The organism is Prosthecobacter sp., from assembly GCF_014879935.1.
Taxonomy (GTDB): Bacteria; Verrucomicrobiota; Verrucomicrobiia; order Verrucomicrobiales; family Verrucomicrobiaceae; genus Prosthecobacter.
Window position 1 is genome coordinate 37,048 of sequence record NZ_JACSRD010000241.1, and the last position, 26,610, is coordinate 63,657.

A 26,610-nucleotide genomic window follows, 5' to 3' on the forward strand; every position below is an offset into this window, starting at 1 on the left:
TTTCGTGCAACGATTGCATGAAATAACCCTTCAACGTTGCCGCGCGGTCTGGCATCATCCGCGCCTTCCGACCATGAACCGTCTTTGCAGAGCTTTTTTCCTGCTCGTCCTGCTGTGTCCTTCCGCCTTCCTTCGTGCCGCCGTCACGCAGGACTTTGTGATCGATTTGAAAGCCACCATCTCCGACACCGCGCCGCACATCGTGCTGGGCTGGACGCAGCGGGTGCAGAGCAACATCACCGCACAGAAGATCCACCGGCGGCTGAAGGGTGAGACGACCTGGGTGAAACTGGCGGACCTCACGACGACGCAGACGAGCTACACGGACACCACCGCCACCACGGGCGTGGAGTATGAATACTGGATGGAGCGGACGCTTTCCGGCCTGACGCCGAACACGGCGATGGGTTACCTCAGCGCCGGGGTGAAGGTGCCGGAGGTGCATGATCGCGGGAAGATGCTGCTCTTGATCGATGGCACGCTGGAGGCGTCGCTGGTGCCGGAGCTGGAGCAGTTGAAGGCGGATCTCGCCGCGGATGGCTGGACGGTGCAGGGCATCACGGTGCAGCGGACGGACACGGTCGCCGCCACCAAGGCGCTCATCACCGCGGCCTACAACAGTGATCCGGTGAATTTGAAGCAGATCTACCTCTTCGGCCATGTGCCGGTGCCGTATGCGGGCAATTCCGCTCCAGACGGGCATGGCAACCACGTGGGAGCGTGGGCGGCGGACGGATTTTACGGTGAGATGAACGGCACATGGACTGACACGACCGTGAACAACACCACGGCCTCGCGTGCCGAGAACGACAACATTCCGGGGGATGGGAAATTCGACCAGACCAGCTTTCCGAGCCTCGTGGAGCTGGGGGTGGGCCGTGTGGACATGTACCGGCTGGGGCGCTCACCCTCCGCCATTTCAGCGACGACGGAGGTGGAGCTGTCACTGATGCGCCGCTACCTGCAAAAGGCGCATGAGTTCCGGCACAAGACCCTGCGTTATGCCGCCATCCCGCGTCGCACGCTGATCCGTGATGGCTTTGGCCACGCCTTCAGCAGCGAACCCTTCGCCGTCACGGCCTGGGCGGGCGCTTACAGCTCCGTGGGGCATCCGCCGACGTATCCGATCGATGCGGCACCGACTTACACCTGGTTCACTCCCGCTTATGCCGGCGGCCAGGACTACCTGTGGGGACATGGCTGCGGCGGCGGCAGCTATGAATCCGCCAGTTCATTCGGCAACTCGACGGACCTCGGTCACCTGCCAAGCCGGGTGGTCTTCACCAGCATCTTCGGCTCGTATCACGGCGACTGGGATTCCGACAGCAACCTGATGCGCTCGGTGCTGGCGGGCACGGCTGATGGCGACTCGCTGGGCCTGTGCTGCTTCTGGCAGGGACGCCCGAACTACTTCGTGCATCACCTCGGCATGGGTGAGACGCTCGGCCACATGACGCGGGCGTCGATGAACGCGGGCGTGACAGGCGGTCCGGGCTACACGCCAGGCGGATCATCCTTCCGCGGCACGCATCTCGGGCTGCTGGGAGATCCGGCGCTGCGCATGCATCAGGTGGAGCCGCCGCGAAAGCTCGGCGCGCGCAGTTCTTCCGGCCAGGTGGAGCTGACGTGGGCCGCCTCGACTGAAACAGGTCTTCAGGGCTATCATGTGTATCGTGCGGCCACTCCCACGGGTCCGTTCACCAAGCTGACAGCCAATGCGCAGGCCGGGACCACCTACACCGACTCGACAGCGACCGCCGGGAACACCTACAGCTACCTCGTGCGCACGTTGAAGCTCGATTCGGTGCCAGGAGGCTCGTATTACAATCTCAGCGTCGGCTCCGCTGCCACGATCACCGCCAGCAGCTCCCCCAGCGCACCGCCGGCCAATCCGAGCGAGCTGGTGATCGTCTCACAGGGCAGCGCCACGAGCGCGCAACTGGCGTGGCAGGACAATGCGGGCGACGAAACGGGCTACCGCATTGAGCGAAAAGTGAACAGCGGCGGCGCGTGGACCACGCTGGCGGCTCTTCCGGCCAACGCCACCAGCCACACGGACAGCGGCCCCTTCACGCCTCTGGCCGCCTATTTCTACCGGATCGTCGCCACCAATGCCGCGGGTGACTCGGTGCCATCGAACATGGCGTCCTTTGAAGCGAGCGCCGGCTTCATCGAAATGACCGCGCGGGTCATCAACGTGGACAAAACAGCGGGAACGGTGACCGTGGCAGCCAGACGTTTCGGTGGTGCCACCGGTGCGGTGACGGTCAGCTACGCCACCTCCAACAGCAGCGCCACGGCGGGAACGCATTACACCAGCAAGAGCGGCAGCCTGGGCTGGGCGGATGGAGAAAGTGGCGAGAAATCCATCACCGTGAACATCACCAACACAGCCAGCCCCCAGCAGGAGCGGCAGTTTTATGTGACGCTGAGCAGCCCGGGCAATGGCGCACGGCTGGGCGTCTTCAACCGCATCTCCATCCTCATTCAGGACGCCAGCGCCACCCTTTCGGCCCCATGGGCGCAATCGTTGCTCGGCAGCGCCGCGTCCTATCCCTACGGCACCACCGCCTACAGCGCCGCGGCGACGGATGCGGAGGGCTTCATCGGCTCCAGCATGATCGGCGGCAGTGTGGCCAGCGGCGGGACGACTGACTCCTGCCGGTTCATCTACCAGCAGCGCACGGGAGACGGTGTCATGACCGCCTATGTGCGCAGCACATCGCCTGCGAATTCCAGCGCCCGCATGGGCCTCATGATCCGCGCCACGGCCACCGCCAACTCCAAACTGGCCGGCATCATGGCCAGCTCCTCCACCGGCACGTCCGGCTACGGCACGAAGATCATCTCCCGCAGCAGCACCACGCTCTCTGAGAGCCCTTCCACCACCAATCAGCTCGTCACACCCTGCTGGGTGAGGCTGACGCGTCTCGGCGACCTCTTTCTCACGGAGCATTCCACCAACGGCAGCACCTGGACCTCGGTCGGTCAGGCCACGGTGACGGGCATCCCCTCCACGGCGGTTTGGGGCCTGTTCAACATGGCTGGCGGCGTGGCCATCTCCTCCGACCATAGTGCGAACTACCAACTGGCCGGTTTTGAAAACATCAGCTTCGACACCATTCCCGCGCCAGACACACCGGATGGCGTCACGGCCACCGCCGTGTCCAACACCTCCGTCACCGTGCAGTGGAACACCAGGCCCTACACGGCCGCCTATCTCGTGCAGCGCCGGGCGGAGGGCGAGGACTTCGCCACCATCGCCACCGTGGTGGCGAATGCGTCCGTCGCCACGCAAACCAGCGCGTCCAGTGCTGGCGGTGACACCCCCTATCAGTTCCGCATCATCGCGATGAATTCGTCCGGCCAGAGCGCACCCTCCACCGTGCTGAATGTCGTCACACCGCCGGGGGATGTGGAGGTGCTCCGCACCGCCGAGGCCGATGCCACGGTGTATTTCACGGACCAGACGACGAATTTCGGCGCCGCAGGCATCCTCACCGTCGGCGGCCTTGATCCGGTGGACTTTGATCTCAGCACCAGCGCCAAGACTTATCTGCGCTTCAACATGGCCGGCCTGCCCTCCGGCATGAAGAGCGCCCAGTTGCGCCTCAGTCACGTCGCGAATCGCTTCCTGGCGGAGGCTGGCTACTACTACATGGCGACTTTCAGCCTGAACAACGACGCCTCGGATGCTTGGAACGAAACCACGCTCACCTGGGCGAACGCACCGCAGAATGACACGGCTGACGTGGGCGTGCTGACGCCTTCGAGCAATCTCGGCTACGGCTACCTGCCCTCGTTTCCGGCCGTGGGGGCGCAGTCCAGCTTCACGCTCACCGCCACCAATCTCCAGGCCTCTGTCGGCGCGAACAATCTGCTCACGCTCGTCTGCTTGGAGGAATGGGAGACCGCGCAGGCCGACTGGGCGTCCAAGGAGAACATCAGCCACGCCGCTCCCACCCTGCGGATGACTTTCACCAATCCGCTGCCGCGTCGTCCGGGCTTCCTTGCCGTCACGCCCGGCACCGGCAGCCAGATGGTGCTGGGCTGGACGGATGGCGCCACGGATGAGACGGGCTTCGAGATCGAACGTCGTGCCGCGAATGGCGCGTGGACATTGCTGGCCGCACCTGCGGCCGACTCGACGACCTACACGGACACCACCAGCCAGCCGGGCGTCATTTATGAATACCGCATCCGCTCCCTCGGCGCTGCCGGTGCCTCCTCATGGAGCACGCCCAGCACCACGATGGGAAATTCCGTGGCGCTCATCACCGATGCTGCCACGTCCCCGGACGGCGTCACGGCCACGCCTGCGGGCGCACCGCCGGGCAATGGCTTTGTACCTGTGGGCTTGCAGTATTACCCGCCTGCCCAGGCCTTTGTCAGCAGCGTCACGCTGAGCACTTCCGCCCTGCGAAACAACTTCAACGGCTGGCTCGGCACCAAAATCACCACGGGCTCCAGTCCGGTGATCGTGCGCGAACTCGGCCGCTGGGTGCTCAGCGGCAACTCCGCCGCCCATACGGTGAAAATCGTCTATGCCACGCCCGTGTCCGATGTGCCCGGCGCCTCCGTGGTCGTGAACACGGCCGGAGCACCCGTGGGTTTCCTCTACGTCCCGCTCGCCTCGCCGGTCACACTCCCGGCGAACACCGCCTGCTACATCGTCAGCCAGGAAGTGAGCGGCGGGGATCAATGGTATGAGGGAAACAACACGCTCACCTATGCCACCAGCATCGCCACGGTGAACCAGTCCGTGTATTCCAGCAACGGCACCACCTACACCACCTCCTACAGCGCCAACAACAGCTACATCCCCGTGTCTTTCCGTTGGTCGGAGCCTCGGCAGCCCTTCGTCACCAGCCATGGCATGACCACGCTGCGCAATGATGTCTCTGGCTGGTTCGGCATGCAGATCAAGGTCGGCTCCACGGCGATGTTTGTCGCGGAACTCGGCCGATGGGTGGCACCCGGTAACAATGGCACCCATGCGGTGCGTCTCATCGGGCCGGGCGGCACGGTGCTGGGCACCGCAAACGTCGCCACTTCCGGCATCACGCCCGGACAATTTGCCTACGCGCCGATCACACCGGTCACTCTCAGCGCCGGTGGCACCTATCATGTGCTCAGCCAGGAGACCGCGGGTGGCGATCAGTGGTATGACTTCATCACGCCTGCCGCCGGCACGGCGACCGCGTATCAGCAGTGGCTGCTGGCCAGCAACCTGCCCATGGACGGCAGCGCGGACGGCTCCGCCACGGCCACCCCCGCCAACGACGGCCTGCCCAACCTCATCAAGTATGCGCTGGGCCTCGATCCGGCCAGCAACGGTCATGATGGCCGTCTTGCCCATGGAACCACGACGGATGGCGGCCAGGACTACCTCACCTTCACCTACATCCGCCCCGAGCCCGCGCCTGAGGGGGTGAGTTATGCCGTGGAAAGCAGTGCGGACCTGAATCCGTCCACATGGAGCACTGCTGGCATCGTTCCGGTCAGCAGCACCGTGAATGGTGGCCTGCGCACCATCACCGTGCGTGACACCACCCCGATGAGCGGTGGCAACAAGCGGTTCCTGCGCCTCAAAGTGTCCCAGCCGTGAACGCTGGTGCTCCGGTGATCGTTTTCGTGCTGCCATGCAAGAACTCCGCCTCATCACCCTGCTTTCCATCCTTCTCCTGCCACGACTCGCTGCAGCGTGGGGAGCGGGGCATGATGATGTGGCGCGTGAGGTGATGGGTCGGCTACCGGAGGCGCTGCGGACGAAATTCACGCCGGAAATCATCGAGGAGGCGATCAAGCATGACAGCCATTACCCGGACAGTTTTCAGCCGTTTTTGCCCGAGGAGGTCGGAGAGAAGGCCGTCGCAGCACTGAAGCAGGCGGGGCTGAAGTCGCGCTACGATCTGCATCTCGATCATGGACGCGTGGCGGGCTTTGCGCAGCTCGTGGAGGCGATTCGCGAGGGCGATGCGGCGCACATCGCGCACTGGATCGCGTCGCATTCGCACGTCATCGCGGACATGGCGGCGTGCAATCACGATCCCATGGTGCACACCGCGACCTACGGCTGGGGTCCGTGGAAGGTGAAGCTGCCGCATGAGGGTGATTTCTCGAAGGTGGCCCCGCTGCTCGATCTCGGCGGCTCGGGGCACGACACCGCAGGCGGTGCGGAGGCCTTCGCGGCGGCGATTGATCGGATCATGCTGCGTGATGACGGTCGCGATGCCGCACGGCAGATTCAGGAACTGCTACTCTATGGACAAGAGGGCGCACGCTTTTGTAGTTCGCGTGGGGTGAAGGTGCTGCAAGGCGCGGCGGCCTGGATCGACACGCAGGACCTGAAGGGCCGCGAGATGCTCTGGCAAAACATCGGCGAACTCGGTGCCTGGGCCGTGGTGCGCACTTTGCGCGATGTGGAGGTGGCGATGCGTTTCGCCAAAGACGGCACGCAGGTCCAGCTCACGCCCGAGGCCACCGCGGCGGCGAAAAGCACCATCGAGTCGCTCATGCGTGAGCGTCGCCTGGATGAGGACGCGCTCTTTGCGCCTGTGCTGCGTGAGTTGCAGCCAGGTGATGCAAACATCACCGGCATCGTCCTGGAGCCCACATGGGACATGAACGATGCCATGCTCGGCTTCTCCAGCCGCGTGCAAAGTGCCGCCACGGTGCGCACGCTGCAAAAACTCGGCCGCCCGCATGCCACTTTCGATGTGCGGCGATTGCTCGCGGAGGGTTTTCCAGAGCCGAAGCAGGTGCCGCTCATGATCGTCGTCGCCACGCAGTTCACCAGCTACCACTGGATGAAGACGGACGTGCTCGAAACGGCGCTCGCCGATTATCTGAAGCGCGGCGGACGCGTGCTGTGGATCATGGGACATGGCGGATGGCCGAAGAAGGTGCTCGCGCCCTTCAGCAGCGCCTTGCAGCGCACCGAGAAGGCCTACCTGCCAGTGCCGGGGAAGCGCTTCACCGGCTCCAAACTCATCGCGCATCTTCCCGGAGACCCCGCGTGGCAGATCGTGAACACGCCCGAGACTCCCGCCGGCTGGCAGCGCCCCTACTGCCCATGGCGACTGGAACCCACCACCGACACCGCCCTCGAACCGCTGCTCACCCTCGAAAGCGAAGGCGTGAAGCACCTCGTCGGAGCCTGCACCTCCGATCATCGCCTCGCCCTGCTGCCGATCTATGCTGTGACGCCGCATCTCCTGAGCGGAGAAAGCCGTGTCACCTCGCCCTCCGAGCCGGAGCTGGATGAAGCGAGCACGAAAGTGCTGCTAGGAGTGATGGAGAAGATGGTCGGGAAGTGATCTGCCAAAACGCTATTCACCACGGGCCTCCACGCCCTTCTTCAGCACCTCCATCTGAAGCTCGCGCCAGGCTGCGGTGCCGTGGCGGGCTTTGACGGGCTCGATGGTCAGGGTATCGCCGGCTTCGAGGAGGTGGCGCTGGACTTTCACGGGATCGACGGCTCGCGGGGCGATGTTTTGCTGCACGGCGAGCGCGGCGATGACGCCGACGGCCTGGCCGATGTTCAGGGTGTGGGGTTGCAGGCGCGTGGCGCCGTTGACCATGCGGCTTTGGCTGAAGTTTTTCTCGGCGGGGAGGAAGCCATCGAGCGTTTCGGGGATGAGGCACTCGAACGGAATGGCGAAGGGGCCGACGCCGCGTTCGCCGAACTTGTGCGGGATGTCGCTCTCGCGGTCGAGCTCGGGTTCGAGCCATTCTTTGCGCATGGAGCCGTGCAGGTCGATGGCGTAGTCGCCTAGCGCGATGGTGTGGCGAAATTGCAGCGGCTTGCTGGTCACGCGTTCGATCTCGGCGGGACGCAGCGTGTGCAGGCCGACGATGCGGCGGCTCTCGCGCGTGTAGGGGATGACGCAGAAATGCACGAGCACCGCGCGAAACGGCGCGAGTTCTGGTTGCTCCTTGATCCACGCATCGACCTCGGCGCAATGCGCGGGCGTGTCGTAGCCTTCGTCGTTCGCCACTGACCAGTCGGTCTTGCCGAGCGTGGCTTGGATATAGTGGAGAAGATGCAGCGTCTTGAGCTGCATGACGCGATTCATCGCGAGACGTGCAGCGGGATCTTCGATCTCGGCGACGGTGGAATGCACGTCGTTGTTGTAGTTCAAATGCGTGCGCGTGATGACGCTGTTGTCGGCCGGGCGGGCGCTGTCCGGCATGCCGCGATAGCCGATGAAGGTGGCCCAGTTCCACGGTTTGGCCTTCAAATCGACCTTCTCACCGGCGACGAGCGATTTGGCAAAGGTGGCGTGCACCTTGTCGGTGTAGCCGGGTGGTTTTTCGCGCACGAGCAGCTCATCGGGCACGCCCTGCGGATACTGTTTCACCACGGCGGTCCAGGTGTTGGACTGCACATGGCGTTTCGGGTCGATGGCATCGCTGAGGCAATTGCCCACACGATAGCGGGCTCCGGTGATCGGGATCACATCGCCCCACTCGGTGGCATCGACGAGCACCTTGCAGGCGATGCGGCGCGTCTGGCCTGCATGGCTGATTTCGACGCCGGTGATCGTGTTGCCATCCTTCGTGACTTTGGAAACACGGGCGAGCAGGGCCAGATCGAGCACGCCACGGCCTTTCGCATCGCCCAGCATGACGTGGAGCAATCGACGGCCCACGCGTGGCTCGACGCCGACGTGACCATGCCAGTAAGCCGTGAGATGATTCACGCCGAGCGGCCGGTAATGCGCGGCGATGAGCCCGCAAAGCTCGCGATAGAGCCCGCGCTCGCGCACCAGCGTGCGGCCCTCGTCCATCGAGGTCACGCCCGCAGCCATCGCCTGACCGCCGATCCAGTCCGTCTCCTCCAAAAGCAGCACGCTGGCTCCCAGTCTCGCTGCCTGCACCCCTGCACCGACACCACCCATGCCCGCACCGGCGATGACGACATCATAACTCTCGCGCAGCTCATCAAAGCTCGTCGCCTCCAGCGGCGTGGCATTCACCGACTTCGGCGGATCGACCGGCAACTGCGCCGCACCGCGAGTCAGCACGATGGCGACATTTTTGCCGACGCACACGCCGCCGGGAATCGCCGTCTTCTTCCAATAATCCGGCGAACCGAGCACGCGCTGCTTCGTGAGCACTTCGAGCGCCTCATCCAGCGTTTTCACCGGCTTGTAGATGCCCGCGATTTTGATCAACAGCGACCCCACACGAGCGCCATCGCATTTTCCGGCCTCGGTAGCGTTCTCCCGCCAGTAATCCGGCGACTCGATGATGTGCTTTTCCGCCAACGCCGCTAGATCCTCCTCCGTGAACTGCGTGCTGGCAGCCTGCGATGTGAGCGTGAAGGCGAGAAAGAGCGAAAAGAAGGCGCGGAGGTGCATGATGAGGGGCGAAGACGGTTTATTCCCTGCGGGCCTGCTCACTTCTGACGGAGGCGATACTTTTGCAGGCTGCTGTTCGGTTTGTCAGGCAGCGTGCGCTCGATCAGGCCGGCCTCCAGGGCAGGTTGCAGGTAGTTTTTGCGGAAGGTGGGCCGGTGGGCGAGGCGCAACTTTTTCATGCAGGCCAGCGCGGTCAATGGCTGTGCAGCGAGGCATTTGAGAAGCGCTTTGACTTGGTCGCTCACTTGATCGCCGACTTGGTCGGTGGCGGAGGCTTCGTGCAGGGCTTGCAGCTGGGCGGAAAGGAGGAATTCGATGAAGGCGGTGGAGTTGCCCGCCCTGTCGGAGGTCGCGAGCGCCGCGTAATACTCGGCCTGCCGCTCCCGGATCACGGTTTCGACCGGCACCCAGGCCAGCAGCGGCTTCCACCGGCTCAGGATGAGCGTCTGCCAAAGCCTTCCCATGCGCCCGTTGCCATCTGAGAAGGGATGGATGAACTCAAACTCATAGTGAAACACGCAGCTCGCGATCAGCGGATGCGCATCGGTGTTCTTGAGCCAGTTGAGCAGCTCGTTCATGAGTCCCGGCACGCGGGCGGCAGGCGGAGCCAGATGCACGATCTTTTTTCCCTGGGCGATTCCGACGCCAGTAGTGCGAAAGCGTCCCGGATGGTCCACGAGGCCGCTCATGAGCAGTTTGTGAGCGGTCAGCAAATCTTTGGATGACCACGGTTTCCATGCCGGCATCGCCTCGTAGGCGGCGAAGGCATTGCGGACCTCCTGGATTTCCTTTGGTGGTCCCAACACTCGCTTGCCCGCGATCACTGCGGTAACTTGCTCGAGTGTGAGTGAGTTGTTCTCGATGGCCAGAGAGGCTTGGATCGACCGCAGGCGGTTTCCGCGGCGCAAAGTCGGCGGAGTAGGTGAGCCCGCTCGCCCAGTGAGCTGCCCCAGCGCCTCACCAATATCTGCCACCAGCGCGAGGACGCGCGGTGTCAGCGTGTAGGGTGGTTGGTAGGACGTGCCCATGGGCAGTCATTAAAGCATGAGGAAAGCGCGGATGGAAAGCGTTGTGTGTGCTTCTAATCCCCAATCATGACTTTGAGGCTTCTTCTTCCTGTTTTTCTCGCCGCAGCCGCTTTCGCGGCGGATGGGCCGGTTTCCGGCGAAATCTCCGTGGCGGCTTATCCGTCGATTCAGGCGGCTTTGGCGGCGAATCCGGGAAAACTCGTTTTTGTGCCGGCGGGCGATCATGGGATCACGGAGAAGATTCGTATCCGGGGCGAGCGGAGCGGGCTTTATGGGCCGGGGCGCATCATTCAGCAGAATCCTGAGCAACCGATTATCGAAATCGAAAACGCCAAGGGCATCGAGATCCGCGATGTGACGCTCACGCGGCCGGATGACAAGACGGAGACGCAGACTGAGGCGCTGCGGGCGCAAAACTGCCGCGATTTGGTCATCGAGAACGTGAAGGTGATCAACAACCGCACGAAGTCGGGCGCGATTTTGGTCACGGACAGCCGCACGACGCGGATCAGCCGCTGTTTGGTGCGCAATTACATGAAGGTGAGCATTGATGACCGCACGCAGGGCGATGTTTCCGGCTACGCGTTTCGTTGCACGGACGGCACGGGCATCATGGTGCGGTATTGCCAGGGCACACTCATCGAGGGCAATCACGTCATCGAAGAGACGTATTTCCCGTCGAAGGAGAGCCGCGACAAATTCAAGCTGGGTGTCTTTGTGAAAAAGAACCCGCAAAAAGGCCCGCATCTCAGCCAGCAGGCCTGGGACGCCGGTTACACGGACAATTGGCGGCAAGGAAGCGCCATCCAGGTGACCGCGCCGGAGACCAGCGACTTCACGCGATTGCTCGGCAACCACATCGAAAATGCCGCGCAGGGCATCGACCTGCACTGCGACCATGTGATTGTCTCGAACAACATCGTCAATCATGCGCACATCGGCATGAAGGCGATGCACGGCAGCCGCAACGTGCTCATCACGGGCAATCAATTCAGCCGCAACGACCTGTGGGCGATCGGTTTGATGCCCGGAGCGGCGGCACATCCGGCGCAGGACGGCAAACCGGCGAATGCAGACGGCGGATCGATCATCGCGAACAACCTCATCTCCGATTTCGGCTATGGCGATGCGCACTGGATGTGGGGCGAGGAGCGTTCGCCCTTCAAATTCGACGCGGGACAGGACCCGGACGATCCACCGCTCACGGAAGTGCTCATCCAGGGTAATCTTGTGCATAACACAGGTGCGCCGCGCTACATCTACGACGTCCTCATCGCCAACGAGCCCAGTGGTCCGCAGGGACTGCATTTCAGCAACAACGTCTTCCCACCGGGCACACGCGGCGTGTGCAATCAGGAGATGAAGCCGTGATGCATGGCTTTTGTCGAAACGCAGGACTTGTCTGGCTGGAGAGCTGTCAACCTGCGCCTATCTCATGAGGTCATGGGATAGGGATTGTGGCTCCGCTGACCTAAACCGGTGCTGCTGAAAGAAGACGCACCCAGGGGGATCTACAATTCACGACTTTTCCGGCTCGTTGCTTTATCGCAAGCTTGCGCGGTGCTCACTTCGCCCGTGTCTGGAACGTGCGTGAGTGCTTCTGCGACGGCACATTCACCGTGTAGCTCTTTGCGTCCGCGGTGACCGTGCAGTAGATGTGATGCGCGGCGCAGCCATCAGCCAGATCGCCGTGATTGGCGATCATGGCCTTGTCAGCGGTGTTCTCGTGGTCGTCGCGGATGTTCTCATGCACCTGATACATGGCCTGGATGGTCGGCGTGGACTTCAGGGCGTCCATGGCGCTCTTGCTCGTGCCTTTCTTCGGGCCGTTGTTCATCACGGAAACCGTCGGCTGCAGGCTGCGAACGAGGACGGGGTTGCTGCTTACGTCGAGGCCGTGGTGGTTGACCTGATAAAGATCGACGGTGCCGACGAGGTTGAAGGGCGTGACGAGCTTCTCCTCCACATTCCAGGTCAAATCACCGCCGTCAAAGAAGCGGAAGTCGCCGAACTCCAGCAGCAGCACGACGCTGTTCGCGTTGTCGGTGGGATCAGGCGCTTTCGGCGGCACGGAGCCGGTGAGCGGGTTCTGCGCTTGATCGGGATAGGGTGGGATGAACTTCTGATTTGCCCCGAGGCAACGCAGCTTCAGTTTCGGGCCGCTCTCACTCTGCTTGAGTGGAATCACATCTCCTGCGGCCAGCGTCACACGCTTTTCCACCTTCGCATCGCGATACGGGCGGCTCATCAAGGTCCAGCGCATGTCCTTGCCTCTGCCATCGGGGCTGTCTTCCGTGATGCCCTTGTCGTAAAGCGCGCCCACGGGCATCAGCGCCGCCAGTTCGGCCAGACCGCCGAAGTGGTCGCCGTGGAAGTGCGTGATGACGACATGATCGATGCGCTTCAGCCCGGCGATCTCGGTGGCAACCTTCTGAATGCGCTGCGGATCGCGTCCGCCCGGATTCCCGGTGTCCACGAGCACGGATTCGCCCTCGGGTGTGACAATCAGCGTCGAGCCACCGCCTTCGGAGTCGATCCAGTAGATGTCGAGCGTCTTGTCACGAGCGACGGCGGTGAGAGTGAAGGCGAGGAGGGCGATGAGGGTGCGGATCATGGCAGGTGGTGCGTTGTTCACGGTTGAGTGAGGAAGAGTCTCTCGGCGTAGATTCGAGTGTCACTCGAATCCCTGAGGCTTCGATTGCCAATCGAAGCTACCGTCCCGGCGGATCGACTTCCTTCACGGTGGCGCCGTGGGTGTCGCTAAGCACGAGGATGGAGAGCTTGGAGACGTTGTTGAGCTCCGCGGGCTTCAGCATCGGGTAATCGAGGCCGTTGGCAGGCATGTCGGCACTTGGCGGTGCAGCCCCATTCTCCGGTGCATTCAGGCTGGCGTAGTCAAAGCGGCCGCGGAGGTCGGTGTAGCCGTCTTTGAAGAAGCGGACGGTGCCGTTGTTGAGCTTCGCATAGACCTTCACGTAGGCCTTCGGCAGCGGTTTGTCGGTGGTGACGTCGCGCGTTTCGAGGCGGCCGTAGTTTTCGGTGAGGGTGAGCTTGAGCGTGTTGGCGTGGTAGGCCTGCGTCTGGCGTTTTCCGGCACCGATGACCTCCACGAGCACGTTCGCCTTCGCGAATTCGCCCGGCAGCGGCATGTCGAGCTTGGTGGCGTCTTTGGGAAGGGCCTGCGTGGTGGTTTTGTTCGGCTTGATGATGCTGAACCGGCCCGCGTCCTGGCTGACGAAGGGATTGCTGCTGAAGCTGAACTCCGGATCCATCAGGTAGTAGTTCAGCGTGACCTCGGAGAGGTTTTTCCAGTTGAGCGAGATGGTCTGTTTTTCGACCTTGAAGTCAAAACCGGGCTCGGTGGCCGTCAAAGCTCCTTGCTGGGCCTCTCGGTCGGGTTGGTTGGGTTTTTCGGGCTTCGTGGCTTTGCCGTCGATTTCGTCGGTTTGGGTCAAAACATCCGAAAAGAGCGTTTTCCAGCGTGGAGGCAGTTCCGAGCCTGCGAGCCGCTTCGAGGCCACACCGCGTGCTGCCGCCACATCCCCCTCGTAAAAGGCCGCGTAGCACTGGAAGTAGTCGTGTTGGAGGCGCGTCGGCAGTTTCGTGGCGTCGATGGCCTTGAAGCGTGCCAGAGCCTCCTCGACGCGGTCCTGGAGGAAGAGGTGATAAACCACGCTCATGCTGTCCATGGCATCGAGCTGCGGCTTGTGCGCCAGCGCGGTGAGGAGCTGCGTGTATTGCTGCAGCACCGCGGGATTCGCGATGCGCCACTCGCTGCCGAGTCGATGGGCGCGTTGATTGACGAGCGGGCTGTATTCGAGGTGCTCGTAGCTGCGCAGCTCGATGGGTTCGATGGTGAGCAGCTTGCTGGCGAAGTAGGGGCCGTAGCCATCGTCGTCCTTCAAAAGCTGCCCGAGCATCGCCGCGTCGTTGTGCAGGAAGGCGTAGCTGAAGACCGCGTCGTTGCCGACATGATGCTGATTCATGAAGCCGACGAGCTTCTGGTAGAAATCGCCCTGCTTGCAGCGCCAGGCGACGCGTTCGAGGTCGAGCGCTTCAAGGTTGTTCTGCTCCAGGAAAGCGAAGACCTCGGCCTCGGTGCTGTTTTGCGAGACGTAATCCCACGAGGCCTTGTCCACCTGCGTGAGTTTGGCCACGACGTTGAATTCCATCGGCTTCGCCGCCGCACCGCCGACGTTCACGGGGAAGTGCGCGAACTTCACGCCCGCCTTCGCGGACACCGCAGGGAAGTAGAAGTGATACTCAAAGGTCTGCGTCGTGTAGGGCTCCAGGCGCACCTGTTTCGAGTCGGTGGCCTTGCTGCCGAGGATGGGAAGCGCGCCCTGCGGGATTTGCAGCAGCACGGCGGCCTTCACGCGACTGCTCGTCGGGTTCGTGACGACGACATTCGCGCCGTAGGTCACGCCGGTGAGGAATTCGTCCGTCACATACTTCTCGAACTTCTCATTGCCCTCCATCCGGTAGCGGTCGCCCTGCCGGAAGAAGCTCTGCGAGACGAGGAGCTGGCCCTGCGCCGACTTGTCGCCATCCACGGGCTTGATCTCCTTGTGGAAAAGAATGCACGGCCCGCCCGCGGTGAAGGTGAACTGGCCGTTCTCCGCCTTTGTGGTGTGCTTCGGTGCCTCAAACGGCAGATCGAGCACCGCCAGCGCCAGCATCATCTCCGGGAAGCTGTGGCAAGCCTCGGCGAAGTTCGGTGAAACGAAGCCACCCTTCGATCCCGCCGCCACCCACGCGGCGTAATCGTGCCAAAAGGCATTCACCGTGATGAGATCGGCGTTCTGCTCGGTGATGCGCCGCTTGTAGTAATTGTTCTCCGCCCATTCCTTCGTCGGGCCAAGGGCGCGGTAGAAGACGCGGACGAGTCCACGAGCGGCACCGGCGGCATCTCTGCCGAAGTATCCAAATCCTGCAATGGAACCAGCTCGCACAACCGGTTCGTTTAGGTCCACCCAACCGTTCAAAGCCAGTTCGCGTCCACTTCTAAGCTCTTCCAGTTCTTTGCGTCCAGCCATGCGATCACCATCTGCATCAGCTTTTCTCAACTCGGGAAGACGCTGGAGTTCATCTGCGGTCATTGAGCGGCGAAGGGCACCTGGGGCACCACCGACTCCAATGCCTTTGCCGAAACCACCACCAGCAGCAGGAGCCTCCGCTGCGAAACTATCCGCCGGGGCCGCAGGTGCTGCTGCGGGCATCGGCGACATGGGTGGAGGAGGAGACTTCGCCGCAGCGTCATAAGCGGCCTTGTCGAATCCATCGAGGTCCCCTTTTTCCATCGCCCGGCCGCGCAGCGCCGTCTCAAACAGGCGGTCCGCTTCCTCCGGATTCGGCGGGATCATTTCCCAAAGCTCACGCACATGCCGTGCAGCATTTGGCGCTTCGTTTTGAAGGCGCTGAGCCAGCAGGATGCGCTCGACGATGTTCAGGCGGGCGTAGGCCCAGGGTTCGAGGTGTTTCGAGAGATCGAGGCCGAGCAGATACTCGTCCATGAAGGTCTTGTCCTTCTTGTGGGCGAGGTAGGGCTTCACGACTTTGTCGAAGAAGGGCTTGTCCTTGTGCTGGAGGAAGAGGTTGAGCTCGTGGCAGGCGTATTCGCCGTATTTGGCGAGCTTTTCGTCGTCTTTGAGCTTCGGCCAGTTCAGCACGAAGGCGAACTCGGCGAGGTGAGGATTGAGCGTGTTCAAGAGGCTGTACACGCCGCTGAGCGTCTCGTAGGTCTCCAACTCGCTCGTGAGGATGTCGGTGAGGGTGAGTGACTTGCCGGTATCGAGCACGGTGATCTCTTTTTTCTGCGTGAAGGGCTTCGCGGGATCGAGATTCCGCGCGAGGCGCTGATCGGCAAATTTCGTCGGCACCTCCGGCAGCGTGAGCGTGCGCCACGAGGCGTTTTGCAGGTCCTCGGCGTAGATTTGCACGTGCTGGCGGTCGCCGAACATCTTGCGCTCGATGCGCACGACGCCTTCTTTGTCGGAAACGAGGTTGTAGATGACCGGCGCGGCGCTGGCGATGAAATCGAGGTTCGTGCCGCCTTGCGGGCCTGCCTGGGCCTTCATCTTCTTCGCGGGCATCGCTTTGGGAGCTTCGACCGCTCCAGCGGCTCCACCGCGAGTCATGGACGCGCCTTCACCGGCTTGATTGGCGAGCGCATCGAGATCAGTGCTGCGAATTTCCCACGGATTGAGCAGCAGGCCGGGGCGGGTGAGCATGTTGCCGGGGAAGAGCTTCGCGTAACGGCGTTCCAGGATGTAGCGGTATTCATCGCCGATCTCGCGGTCGGCGGAGTAGAGGTTGGGATTGCGTGCAGGTGTGCCAGAAGCCGCGCCGAAGCGTGCGAAGCCGCCAAGACCGCCAAAAAGACCGCTGCCAGGATCGAATCGCGATGCAGCAACATGCACGCGGGCAAACGGGCTGCTGTTCGCGAGTTTGACGGTGATGAAGTCTTTGTCGGTGGTGGTCTCGGTGATTTGGAGCGGCGAATTGCCTTTGAGTTCGAGCTGGCGGTGCTTGCCGAGGACCCAGCCGCCGATTTGGGTGCCTGCGGTGACTTTGATGGTGATGAGCGGCTGGCCGGAGATTTGCAGGGAGTAGTCCCCGGGTTTGAGGCCGGTGATGGTGAGGAAATTTTTTTCTGTTTGGAGGAGGGAGGAGAGGTCGGCGGTGTAAGTGCCGGAGGTTTGGGCGAGTAAGGAAGCGATGGGGCGTTGCGCTGCTGCTGCGGGTTGGAAACCCGTGCTCCACGGAATGTGCGCGGTCTCGCCCTCTTTGAGGTGAATCGTAGCAGACGGCGTCGTGTCGGCTTCCTCAAGCGGCCAGGAGGACTGGCGACCGTTGGGGATTCTTGCGGTGATTTGCTCGATGCCGTCGAGATTGCCGAGGGCGACGCGGCCTTTGTCGTCGGTTTTGAGGGCGTGGGTCTGCACGCGGGTGAAGTCGCGATGCTTGAAGGTGAAGATGACTTGCTGGTCGGCGACGGGTTCGCCGTTTTTGCCGAGAAGCTCAAAGACGCGGCTGCCATCGAAGGTGCTGAGATGGCCGTCGTTGGTGGCTTCGGTTTTGTCGATGCCGTTGAGCGTCCAGGTGTGGCTGGCGTTGAGATCGCGCTTCGTGCCACCGGCACTGAGGACATCCACCTTGCCACTGAGCGTGACGCTGAAGCTGGCGAGACGCTCGGGCACGGTGAGCGTGTGCGTGAGGACGCTGCCGGCGCTGAGTTTGAGGTCTTTGACTTCACGCGTCGTCGAAATGCCGTCGTGGGTGATGCTGGTGATGGTCAGCTTGGGCTCGGTGAGCAGTTCGGGGGCGAGATGTGTCTCCCCGAGCATCAAGGCGGTGCGCACGGCCAGCGTGGCCTCGCGACGCGCGAGGAGTTGCTCGCGCTCGATGTGGAATTGCGCATCAAGACGGTATTCCTCGGCGTGGTGGTTAAATTGCGTGAGTGTGGCGAAGGTGCCGGCGGCATCGCCGATGATGAGGTTCTTCGTGCCGGGCTGATTCGTGAACGGAATGGCGATGCGGCCGAGTTTTTCATCGACGGTGAGTTTGCGCCCCTCAAACCATGCGACGGCGTCTTTGACGGGCTGGTTCTTTTCATCGAGCACGAGCACCAAATCGCCCGCGGGGCCGGTTTGCTGCAAAAGGTGCCACTGGCCGGTGCGGATGAGCGCACGGCTGCTGCGGCCACCGCCGATGAATTCGATGATCCAGGCCCCGCGTTTGCCTTTGAGGTCGGGGAAGGCGAATTTTTGCCGCGTGCGCGTGAACGGGCCGCCATCGAAGGCGTGCGTCTGCTCGCTGTTGGCGACGAGGCCGTCGAGATTGAGGTCGGTGTTGAGCTGGCGCTGCTGCGTCTGGAAAAAGTTGAGCGTGTTGAGCTCGAAAATCTTCACGATGAGCTTCGGCGTGTTTTTGACGACCACATCGAACGCGATGTCATCGCCCGGCAGGAACTGCGGCGCATTCGTGGCGGGGAATTCGATGTCCACGCGGTCTTTGAGCGCCTGAAACTCCGTCGGCGTGATGAGCGAGGCCCAGCGTTCGGGATTGCCAATGCCATTCGTGATGAGCGCCTCGGCAAGGATGGGCTTCAGCCAGGTGTCGCTGACGTGCTCGATCCACGGGGCGAGGAGATCGCGCGGATTCGAGTCGGCTTTCGCGGATGTGGCAAAGAGGTGGAGGAAGTAGTCGCGGACGAGTTCTTCATCGTTGTGGACGGGGGGCGAGCTGATGAGCGGATCGCTGAGGTCGGCGTCGAGGTCGCACCAGTCGGAGTTGTAGGTGCGGAGGAACTCCTCGTTGATGTAGGCCATGCGGCGCGGGAGCTTCAGGTAGGTGAGGAAGCGCTCGCGATCATAGACGCCCTTTTTGCGGTCGTGATCGAGGCGGAGGTAAAGGATGCGGGCTTTGAGGGTTTTGTGCGAGTTGACGCCCTTCGCGAAGGCCCACACGCGGTCGAGCCAGGCCTCGCGCTCCGCTTCGTCGAATTCGAGGTTCACATCGGCGCTGGGGGCCAGTTTGCGCAAATAAGTGTAGATGAAGGCCGTGCTGCCGATGTTCTGGCCTCTCAGCTCATCCAGCTGCGTGAGCAAAAGCTGCCGATGAATCGGCAAATCGCCAAAACCGATGCTCGGCTCGGCTTGGAAGTCCGCTTTCACCGCCTCGATCAGATTTGGCACATCGGGGCGCTGGAGCTTTTGCAGCACGCTGCGGCGTTGATCCGGCGTGAGCGGCACCTGATCGCGAATGAGCGAGGCGAGCGCCTCCTGCGAGAGGCTTTGGAGGCCGCGGTCGTTGTTCAAAGCATCACGCAGAAAGACCTCGCGGCTGATTTTCGCCGGATCGAGGCTGGTGGGCAGGTCCGGCTTCGCATCCGGCACCTGGCGCTGGTGATCGTGGCGGATGCCGAGGCGCTCGATGAGGTATTTGAGGGTGACGAGCGGCTCCTTCTCATAGTTCAAGATGGCCTCGCGGTTCAAAATGACGCGGCGTGCCTCGTTTTCGTCCGGCGTGCGCTGCCGCCACTCGTTGAGCAGATTGTTGAGCTTCGCCGTGTCGCGGACGTTTTGGTAATGCAGCGCGTGGAAGAAATAGTACTCCTCCGAGCCCGGCACGAGCTCCCCGAGGGCTTTTTCGCGGTCCGCCGCGAGAGCGAAGCGCTCGATGAAGCCGATTTCGTTTTCGGCGTGGAGGGGGTAGAACAGGCCGAACGCGAGCACGAACGGAAGGAAGCGAAGGCGTGAGAAGGGGATGGCAGATTTCATGGCCAGAAGTCAGGTTGTGGACAACGATGCGGCCAGCATCACGGGTAAGGCGAGCTTTTATTGTAAAGCGACTGTCAATTCGCAGGCAGTGCGCAGCCCCGGTGCCTGCGTCAGGTGGCAAAAAAGTGATTGAAAGAGGGGGGGCGGGAACTACTGTCGCGGCCCTTACCTCCCAGACCCATGGCAGACGCAGCAAACAAATACGCCCACAACGCAGCCGGAGCTTATTATGTCGATGACCAGTGCATCGACTGCGATCTGTGCCGTGAAACCGCCCCGGCGAACTTCAAACGCGACGACGACGGCGGCCATTCCTACGTTTACAAGCAGCCGGAGTCCGATGAGGAACGCAATCTCTGCGAAGAGGCGCTCACGGGCTGCCCGGTCGAGGCCATCGGCCGCGACGGCGAGTGATTTTTTCCGGGATGCCGACGGGCCGGACGCTCTCCGGCCCTGTTTTTGACCCAGGATCAAGGCAGGACCAGCCAACGGGGGGTGATGACCTGCTCCAGGCGCACGCACTGATTTGACTGGGCGTCCGGTGGGAAGGAGACCATGAGGGTGTAACCCCGGAAACCGGTGGGACCGGTGCCGGAGAGGTCCGTCTCCAGCCAGCGGCAGAGGTCCGTGCCGCGCTCGGTGTAGGCGTAGAGGGAGCTTTCCCCGTTTTCGGAGGTGAGCTTCACGCAGAGATACCGTGACGAGTCGGAGAACTCGAAGTTGTAGTACTCAAACAGGCGCACGTAAGCCCTCATGCGCACCGGTTTGACCGGCCGCGTCTCACGGAAGGCCTGAAAGGAGAGCTCGCCGTAGCCGGTGACGCTTTCCCAGTCGATCAGGAACTTTCCGTCCGGTCCACGGCGCATGGCAACCTCCAGGGATCCTGTGGGGCGGTTGCTGGCGTAGCTGAAGTAGAGGATCTCCGTGCCATCGATCTCGTAGCGTGCCTTCGCCGCCATGCTGCCAGGCACCGGGTCGGTGCCTTTCTGGTTCTCGTAGAAGTCCTTCATCAGAGGAGCGACACGGGCGAGGTCGAAGACCAGCGGTTTGCGGTCTTCAATGGTCTGCGCCTTCCAAAACTCGTCCAGCGTGGCCAGTGCGGCGGTCATGTCTTCTCCGCTTTCATTGAGGGGCAGTTCCTTGATGGAGGAGATCGCTGGCACGGGCGATTCACGCCGGGTCTCAGGGGCTCCAACCGGGGCCGAGGGGGTGCCGGCAGCAGGGGGATTGGAGACGGCTGGTGCCGGCGAGGCGATCTTTGGCAGGACTGACGCCGGTGCCGGCTCTGCTGCGGCCGCATCGACCGTGAGGCCGAGGTTTTCCAATTCGCGGGCACGAGTCTCGGCTTTCTGGGCGAGTGAAACCAGCGCCTTCCGGCTGGCGATGGAATCGAAATACCAGCGCCAGCCGACGAACAGGGTCAGCCCCAGGCACACGCAGAGCGTGAACGCCACGCCCATGAAGGCGCGATGGGAACCGATGGAGCCGGAGGACATTGGCATGACGGACGATTATTGAAAAAAGCAGGTCATCATGACGGGGAAACGATTGATTCTCAAGCACTTGGTTGCCCCACCCCGGACTCCGCTTACACTCGCCGGCCCATGAATTACCCGGAGAAGGCACGCCGCGTCATCCAGCTCGAAATTGACGAGCTGCAGCGGCTGCACGCACGGATCGACGACAGCTTCGCCCGGGCCATCGAGCTGATGCTGCCCTGTGTGCGGAACCGGGGGAAGCTGATCGTGTGCGGGGTGGGCAAAAGCGGGAATATCGGCCGGAAACTGGCCGCCACGCTGAACAGCACGGGTGCGACCACGGTGCTGCTCAACGTGGGCGACGCGCTGCATGGCGACCTGGGGGTCGTCGATCCTGGCGATCTGGCCATCCTGCTCAGCTACAGCGGGGAAACCTCCGAACTCCTGGACCTGCTGCCGCATCTGAAGCGATTCGACATTCCCATCGTCGCCATCACGGGTGGACTGCAGTCCACCCTGGCGAAAAATGCCGATGTCGTGCTCGATGTGCATGTCACCCAGGAGGCCTGCCCGCTGAATCTGGCCCCGACCTCCAGCACCACGACGATGCTGGTCCTGTGCGACGCGCTGGCGATGGCGCTCCTTGAAGCCCGCGGCTTCCAGTCGGAGGACTTTGCGAAATTACACCCGGGCGGCTCGCTCGGCCGGGCGCTGCTCACCCGGGTCAGCGACGTGATGCGCAGTGGCGACCAATTGGCGAAAATCACGCCGGACACGCACGTGCGCGAGGCGCTGGAGGCCATGACAAAGGCCCGCAGTGGGGCCGCGATCGTCGAAAACGACGACGGCACCCTGGCCGGCGTCTTCACGCATGGAGACTTTGTCCGCGCCTTCCAGAAAGACGACGCCATCGCGGCGAAAGCGGTGAGCGGTTTCATGACGCCGAGCCCCATCAGCATCCAGGCTGACAAACTCGCCGCCGAGGTGCTGGCGACACTCCAGAAGTATCGCATCGATGACGTGGTGGTGGTCGATGGAGATGGTAGAGCCGTCGGGATGATCGACACACAGGACCTGACACGCCTGCGGCTGATTTGAGGTTCCAAGTTTCAGGTTTCAGGCGGTGCGTGACGTGAAACTTGAGACCTGAAACCTGAAACGAACTCAGAAGTCCGTCACCTCGCGGTAGTGCCGCACGCGGTAGCCGCGTTGGCGGAAAAGCTCGATCAATCCCGTGTCCGAGGTGAAATGGCCGGTGCCGACGAGCACCATGACCTTTTCGCCATTCTTCAGCATCGGCTCCAGGTGCCCCATCCAGGCCAGGTTTCGTGCGACGAGGAAGAGATTCAGCAGGTCGGGATACTTCTCCGCCTCGCGATACAGCATGTCCTGCAGCGTCTCCAGATTGCCATGCCGCCAGGCCTGGATCAGCTTTTCATACTCCTGGGCCACGCCGCTGACCTCACCCAGCGTCTGCTCCAGGAGCTCGCGTTGCTGCTGGTCGGTCAGCGAGGCGAAAAGCTGGATCTGGAACTCCACGGTCTCCAGACCCTCCATCGGCTTGCCATCCTGCTTCGCCCGCTGCTCAAAGTGGGAGTCCACGCCCATGTCCGGCTTCGCACCCAGGTTCGCATACTCCACATTCGTCATCAGCAACGCCACGAACCAGGGGCGGTAGCGGTTCATGGATGACATGTCCAGACCGTGCTTCTCCGTCCACTTTTTGACAGCCTGCCAGGTTTCCTTGCTCACATGCGCCTGGAGGGAGGTGTCTGCGGAATACATGCCGAGCTGGGACATGCGGCTGGTCAGCTCCGCGCCGGAAGCCGCTCCTGGCGGCAGTTCCAGCACGAGCTTGTTGGAGTACATGTAGGCCGCCTCGTAGCCAGGGGCCAGCGGGTAATCCTTTTCGCGCAAGATGTGAATCGTGCCGCAGAGATAGAGACGGCCGCCGTTTGGCGCGTCCACCACCCACACGCTGCCGTCGCCATCGCCGTCTGGTACAAAAGCGGACGATTCGTCCATCCTGTCGGTCCTGGCCGCCTCACGTTCGCAGGCGCTCGCGCAAACGATGATTGCGAAGGTCAAAAGGAGGCGGAAGAAGGGCATTCGCGATCCAAACACGCGGCCAAGGAGGGTTGCAACTGGGATGTGAGTTAGCGATGCTTCTGATCGGACTCGTGAACGGCAGGGGTATAGAAAGGCCAGCGTGTGATCAGCACACTTTCCAGCGAACCGACGGTGATCAGGCGATTCTGGGTCCCTTCGTCATCCACATACTCGTACAGGTGCGCACTTTGCCAATGCTCATCAGTCCAGTCGGGGACGAGGGGGTGGGACAAGAATGGGGCTCGCTGGTGGTGAGGTTCCATCTTGAGCGCTTTTATAAGAGCCACAGTGCTCTGCTTCGAGCATCGGAAGGTAAACGCTTTGTTACCAGAGTACGCCAGTGTCGGCGCAGAGACATCCATTCCCTCTGCATCTGGCGGAATCTCGACTGCAAAGTATTCGACGAAGAGTTTCCGGATCCCGTCTTCCCTGGAATAGGTCGAGGCGTGGAACAGGGCTGAGACTAACATAAACGCCGATGGCAGCAGTCCTAGCCACGTCCGCCCATGCCATATGCGTCTCGACGCATAAACCAGCCACACGATCAACAACCAGATGCCAAGTATGAAAGCGGCCGGAATGGTGATAATCGCCGTCATGTAGCACGCAAACGCCAAGACTCCCTCGCTCGATGGGTAAAGGGTGAGATCCCAGAAACAACTGCCGATAAACGTCAACTGTGCCAGCACCACCACCCAGCCATAGTGGAGTCGTTTCGGGGCCTGTGAGGTGCTCATGCTGCTGTAATACAACGACCGAGCTTGTGAGATCAAGCCACCACCTGCCGCACCACATTCCCATGCACGTCCGTGAGCCGGAACTGGCGGCCTTGGAAGCGGAAGGTGAAGCGGTCGTGGTCGATGCCGAGCAGGTGCATCAGCGTGGCCTGAAAGTCGTGAACATGGACGCCGTCCTTCGCCACGTTGAAGCCGAATTCGTCGCTCTCGCCGTAGGTCATGCCGGGTTTTATGCCACCACCGGCCATCCAGATCGTGAACACATACGGATGATGATCGCGGCCCCACTGCTTCGTGTCCTCGATCTTGCCCTGCAGGAACGGCGTGCGGCCAAACTCACCGCCCCAGATGACCAGCGTATCCTCCAGCAGCCCGCGTTGCTTCAAATCCTTCACCAGCGCCGCGCTCGGCGCGTCCGTGTCGGTGGCTTGAATCTTGAGCTGCGTGTTCAGATTGCGATGCTGGTCCCAACCCGCATGCATGAGCTGCACGAAACGCACGCCGCGTTCTGCCAGACGCCGCGCCATGAGGCAGTTGTAGGCGTAGCTGCCCTGCCGCATCACGTCCGGGCCATACATGTCCAGGATGTGCTTCGGTTCGTTCGAAAAATCCGTCAGCTCCGGCACGCTGGCCTGCATCTTGTAGGCCATCTCGTATTGCGCGATGCGCGTGGCGATCTCCGGATCGCCGTAATCCTTCAGCTTCATCTCGTTCAGGCCGGCGATGCCGTCCAGAATGGTGCGCTTCATCTCGCGGCTCATGCCGTCGGGATTGCTCAGATACAAAACGGGATCGCCGCTGCCGCGGAACTTCACGCCCTGATACTTCGACGGCAGAAAGCCGCTGCCCCAGCAGAAGTCATAAAAAATCTGGCCACAGCTCGCCTCCTTGTCGCGCGAGGTCATCACCACGAAAGCCGGCAGATCGTCGCAATCGCTGCCCAGGCCGTAGCTCAGCCACGAACCGATCGCCGGACGCCCCGCCTGCTCGCTGCCCGTCATGAAAAACGTGATCGCCGGCGCGTGGTTCACCTGCGTCGTGTGCATCGACTTGATGAAGCACAAATCGTCAGAGATCGCCGCCGTATGCGGCATGAAATCGCTCACCGTCGCGCCACTGCGGCCGTGGCGGGAGAAATTCGTGATCTCGCCCAGCACCGGCCGCGCTGTCTGTCCGCCGGTCATCGTGCTGAAGCGCTTTCCTCCCACCACGCTGTCCGGAATCTGCGTGCCATGCATCTTCTTGAGCATCGGTTTATGATCAAAAAGGTCCACATGGGAAGGCGCACCGTTTTGCAGCAGGTAGATCACCCGTTTCGCCCTCGGTGCGAAATGCGGCAGCGCCGGAGCCATCGCATCCGCCATCTGCGCCGCGAATCCTTCCCGCGTCAGCAGCGATCCCAAGGCCGCTCCACCCAGCCCCATCGCCGTCTTCCCAAACAGGGCACGGCGGGTCAGATGCAGGCGGTTGGCGTCAAGCGGGTTCATGGAGTGGCGACGAATCGTCGCCATCCACACGGCTCTTTCAGCTCAAAGTGGTGCGCACAGTCCCCTGTGCGGCGCTCCGCCATCAAACTTCGCTCTTATCGTCCAAGAAGCGCCGGTCTCTGCGAGGTTCTGGTTCCGGAAGCGTGTCAGATGGCTGCGCACAACCGCACAGGGGACTGTGCGGGCCACTTTGCTGCCGCCTTTACGAAAAATGTGTTCCAACAGTGAGGTTTGATCCGCTACGATCTCCATCATCCATGAAATCGTTGCTCTTCCTCCTCACCGCGTTGCCCCTCAGTGCCGCCGAACCCATCGAGCTCAAGCTCTGGCCTGACGGCCCTCCGGGGAAAATGCAGCCGCATTCCAAGGCCACCGAGGACTTCATCCGCACCAAGGCCGGCAAAAGCACGATCACCGACATTCACGAACCAACGATCACCGTGTATCGCCCGGAAAAGCCGAACGGCACCGCCGTCATCGTCGCTCCCGGCGGAGGCTACGTCTTTCTCTCCGCCATTCATGAAGGCACGCAAGTCTGCGAATGGCTGAACACCCTCGGCGTCACCGGCATCCTGCTCAAATATCGAACTCCGACCCGCGATGAGGCCGCTCCGCATGAAAAACCGGTTCAGGATGCCGCCAAAGCCATCGCCCTGGTCCGCGAGCATGCCAAGGACTGGAGCCTCGATCCGAAGCGTGTCGGCCTGCTCGGTTTCAGCGCGGGTGGAAATCTGCTGGCTCATATCGCGTGTGATCGTCTGGCAAAGACCGAGTTGCCAGATTTTGGCGTCATGATCTACGGCGGCGGTTTTGTGGACTATAAAGAGCCGACCAAGCTGAAAGAAGGCTTCACCGTGCCTGGCGATGCGCCACCCATGTTTCTCGCTTGTGCCCACGACGACGGCCAGAATCCCACAGCGGCTACCGTGCTCTATCTCGAATACAAGAAGCACAAAATCCCCTGCGAACTCCATCTCTTCACCAAAGGCGGCCACGGCTTCGGGATGCGGGACAACAAGCAGCCCATCAATGCGTGGCCGCAACGTGCGGCTGATTGGATGAATTCGATGGGCTGGTTGCACAAGTGAAACGACCTCTGCTGTCATGAGCACCTCTTTGACTCAT

Annotated in this window: 14 protein-coding genes; 6 read left to right on the forward strand and 8 right to left on the reverse strand. The window is 62.1% G+C overall.

Annotation, left to right across the window (positions count from 1 at the left end; genetic code table 11):
• Positions 1 to 73 precede the first annotated feature (73 nt).
• Both IAE77_RS27620 and IAE77_RS27625 read left to right on the forward strand, forming a co-directional pair.
• Positions 74 to 5,608, forward strand: a complete 5,535-nt coding sequence (locus IAE77_RS27620) for a Calx-beta domain-containing protein (RefSeq protein ID WP_294233991.1) — start codon at positions 74 to 76, stop codon at positions 5,606 to 5,608.
• Positions 5,609 to 5,642: 34 nt separating this feature from the next.
• A complete protein-coding gene (locus IAE77_RS27625) occupies positions 5,643 to 7,319 on the forward strand; it encodes a hypothetical protein (RefSeq protein WP_294233993.1) in 1,677 nt (558 codons plus the stop codon).
• Between the two features lie 12 nt (positions 7,320 to 7,331).
• Here the strand turns inward: IAE77_RS27625 and IAE77_RS27630 are convergent, their stop codons facing one another.
• Both IAE77_RS27630 and IAE77_RS27635 read right to left on the reverse strand, forming a co-directional pair.
• Positions 7,332 to 9,365 carry an FAD-dependent oxidoreductase gene (locus tag IAE77_RS27630; RefSeq protein WP_294233995.1) on the reverse strand — a complete coding sequence of 678 codons (2,034 nt, stop codon included), beginning with the start codon at positions 9,363 to 9,365 and terminating at the stop codon, positions 7,332 to 7,334.
• Between the two features lie 38 nt (positions 9,366 to 9,403).
• Positions 9,404 to 10,393: a Fic family protein gene (locus IAE77_RS27635; protein WP_294233998.1), complete on the reverse strand. Its 990-nt coding sequence runs from the start codon at positions 10,391 to 10,393 to the stop codon at positions 9,404 to 9,406.
• A gap of 66 nt (positions 10,394 to 10,459) precedes the next feature.
• On the opposite strand from IAE77_RS27635, the gene IAE77_RS27640 reads away from it, so the two are divergent.
• The gene (locus IAE77_RS27640; protein ID WP_294234001.1) at positions 10,460 to 11,764 is read left to right on the forward strand and encodes a right-handed parallel beta-helix repeat-containing protein; all 1,305 of its coding nucleotides are present in this window, start codon (positions 10,460 to 10,462) and stop codon (positions 11,762 to 11,764) included.
• Between the two features lie 193 nt (positions 11,765 to 11,957).
• Here IAE77_RS27640 and IAE77_RS27645 read toward each other — a convergent pair whose 3' ends face one another.
• Positions 11,958 to 13,007, reverse strand: a complete 1,050-nt coding sequence (locus IAE77_RS27645) for an MBL fold metallo-hydrolase (RefSeq protein WP_294234004.1) — start codon at positions 13,005 to 13,007, stop codon at positions 11,958 to 11,960.
• Between the two features lie 97 nt (positions 13,008 to 13,104).
• The gene (locus IAE77_RS27650) at positions 13,105 to 19,674 is read right to left on the reverse strand and encodes a hypothetical protein (protein ID WP_294234007.1); all 6,570 of its coding nucleotides are present in this window, start codon (positions 19,672 to 19,674) and stop codon (positions 13,105 to 13,107) included.
• Positions 19,675 to 19,854: 180 nt separating this feature from the next.
• Between IAE77_RS27650 and IAE77_RS27655 the strand changes: the two genes are divergently transcribed.
• Positions 19,855 to 20,088 (forward strand): ferredoxin, encoded by a 234-nt coding sequence (locus IAE77_RS27655; RefSeq protein WP_294234010.1) that lies wholly within the window; start codon positions 19,855 to 19,857, stop codon positions 20,086 to 20,088.
• A 56-nt stretch (positions 20,089 to 20,144) separates the two neighbouring features.
• On the opposite strand, the gene IAE77_RS27660 is transcribed toward IAE77_RS27655, so the two are convergent.
• Positions 20,145 to 21,176: a hypothetical protein gene (locus tag IAE77_RS27660; protein ID WP_294234012.1), complete on the reverse strand. Its 1,032-nt coding sequence runs from the start codon at positions 21,174 to 21,176 to the stop codon at positions 20,145 to 20,147.
• A gap of 102 nt (positions 21,177 to 21,278) precedes the next feature.
• Here IAE77_RS27660 and IAE77_RS27665 point away from each other — a divergent pair, with 102 nt between their 5' ends.
• Complete coding sequence (locus IAE77_RS27665) at positions 21,279 to 22,250, forward strand: KpsF/GutQ family sugar-phosphate isomerase (protein ID WP_294234016.1); 972 nt, start codon at positions 21,279 to 21,281, stop codon at positions 22,248 to 22,250.
• A 66-nt stretch (positions 22,251 to 22,316) separates the two neighbouring features.
• Here the strand turns inward: IAE77_RS27665 and IAE77_RS27670 are convergent, their stop codons facing one another.
• The 3 genes from IAE77_RS27670 to IAE77_RS27680 are packed head-to-tail and all read right to left on the reverse strand — an operon-like array spanning position 22,317 to position 25,485.
• On the reverse strand, positions 22,317 to 23,261 hold the full coding sequence (locus IAE77_RS27670) for a TraB/GumN family protein (RefSeq protein ID WP_294234019.1): 945 nt from the start codon (positions 23,259 to 23,261) through the stop codon (positions 22,317 to 22,319).
• Positions 23,262 to 23,308: 47 nt separating this feature from the next.
• Complete coding sequence (locus IAE77_RS27675) at positions 23,309 to 23,998, reverse strand: hypothetical protein (RefSeq protein WP_294234022.1); 690 nt, start codon at positions 23,996 to 23,998, stop codon at positions 23,309 to 23,311.
• Between the two features lie 32 nt (positions 23,999 to 24,030).
• The gene (locus tag IAE77_RS27680) at positions 24,031 to 25,485 is read right to left on the reverse strand and encodes a DUF1501 domain-containing protein (RefSeq protein WP_294234024.1); all 1,455 of its coding nucleotides are present in this window, start codon (positions 25,483 to 25,485) and stop codon (positions 24,031 to 24,033) included.
• 257 nt (positions 25,486 to 25,742) lie between these two features.
• Here IAE77_RS27680 and IAE77_RS27685 point away from each other — a divergent pair, with 257 nt between their 5' ends.
• Positions 25,743 to 26,573: an alpha/beta hydrolase gene (locus IAE77_RS27685; RefSeq protein WP_294234025.1), complete on the forward strand. Its 831-nt coding sequence runs from the start codon at positions 25,743 to 25,745 to the stop codon at positions 26,571 to 26,573.
• Positions 26,574 to 26,610: the final 37 nt, after the last annotated feature.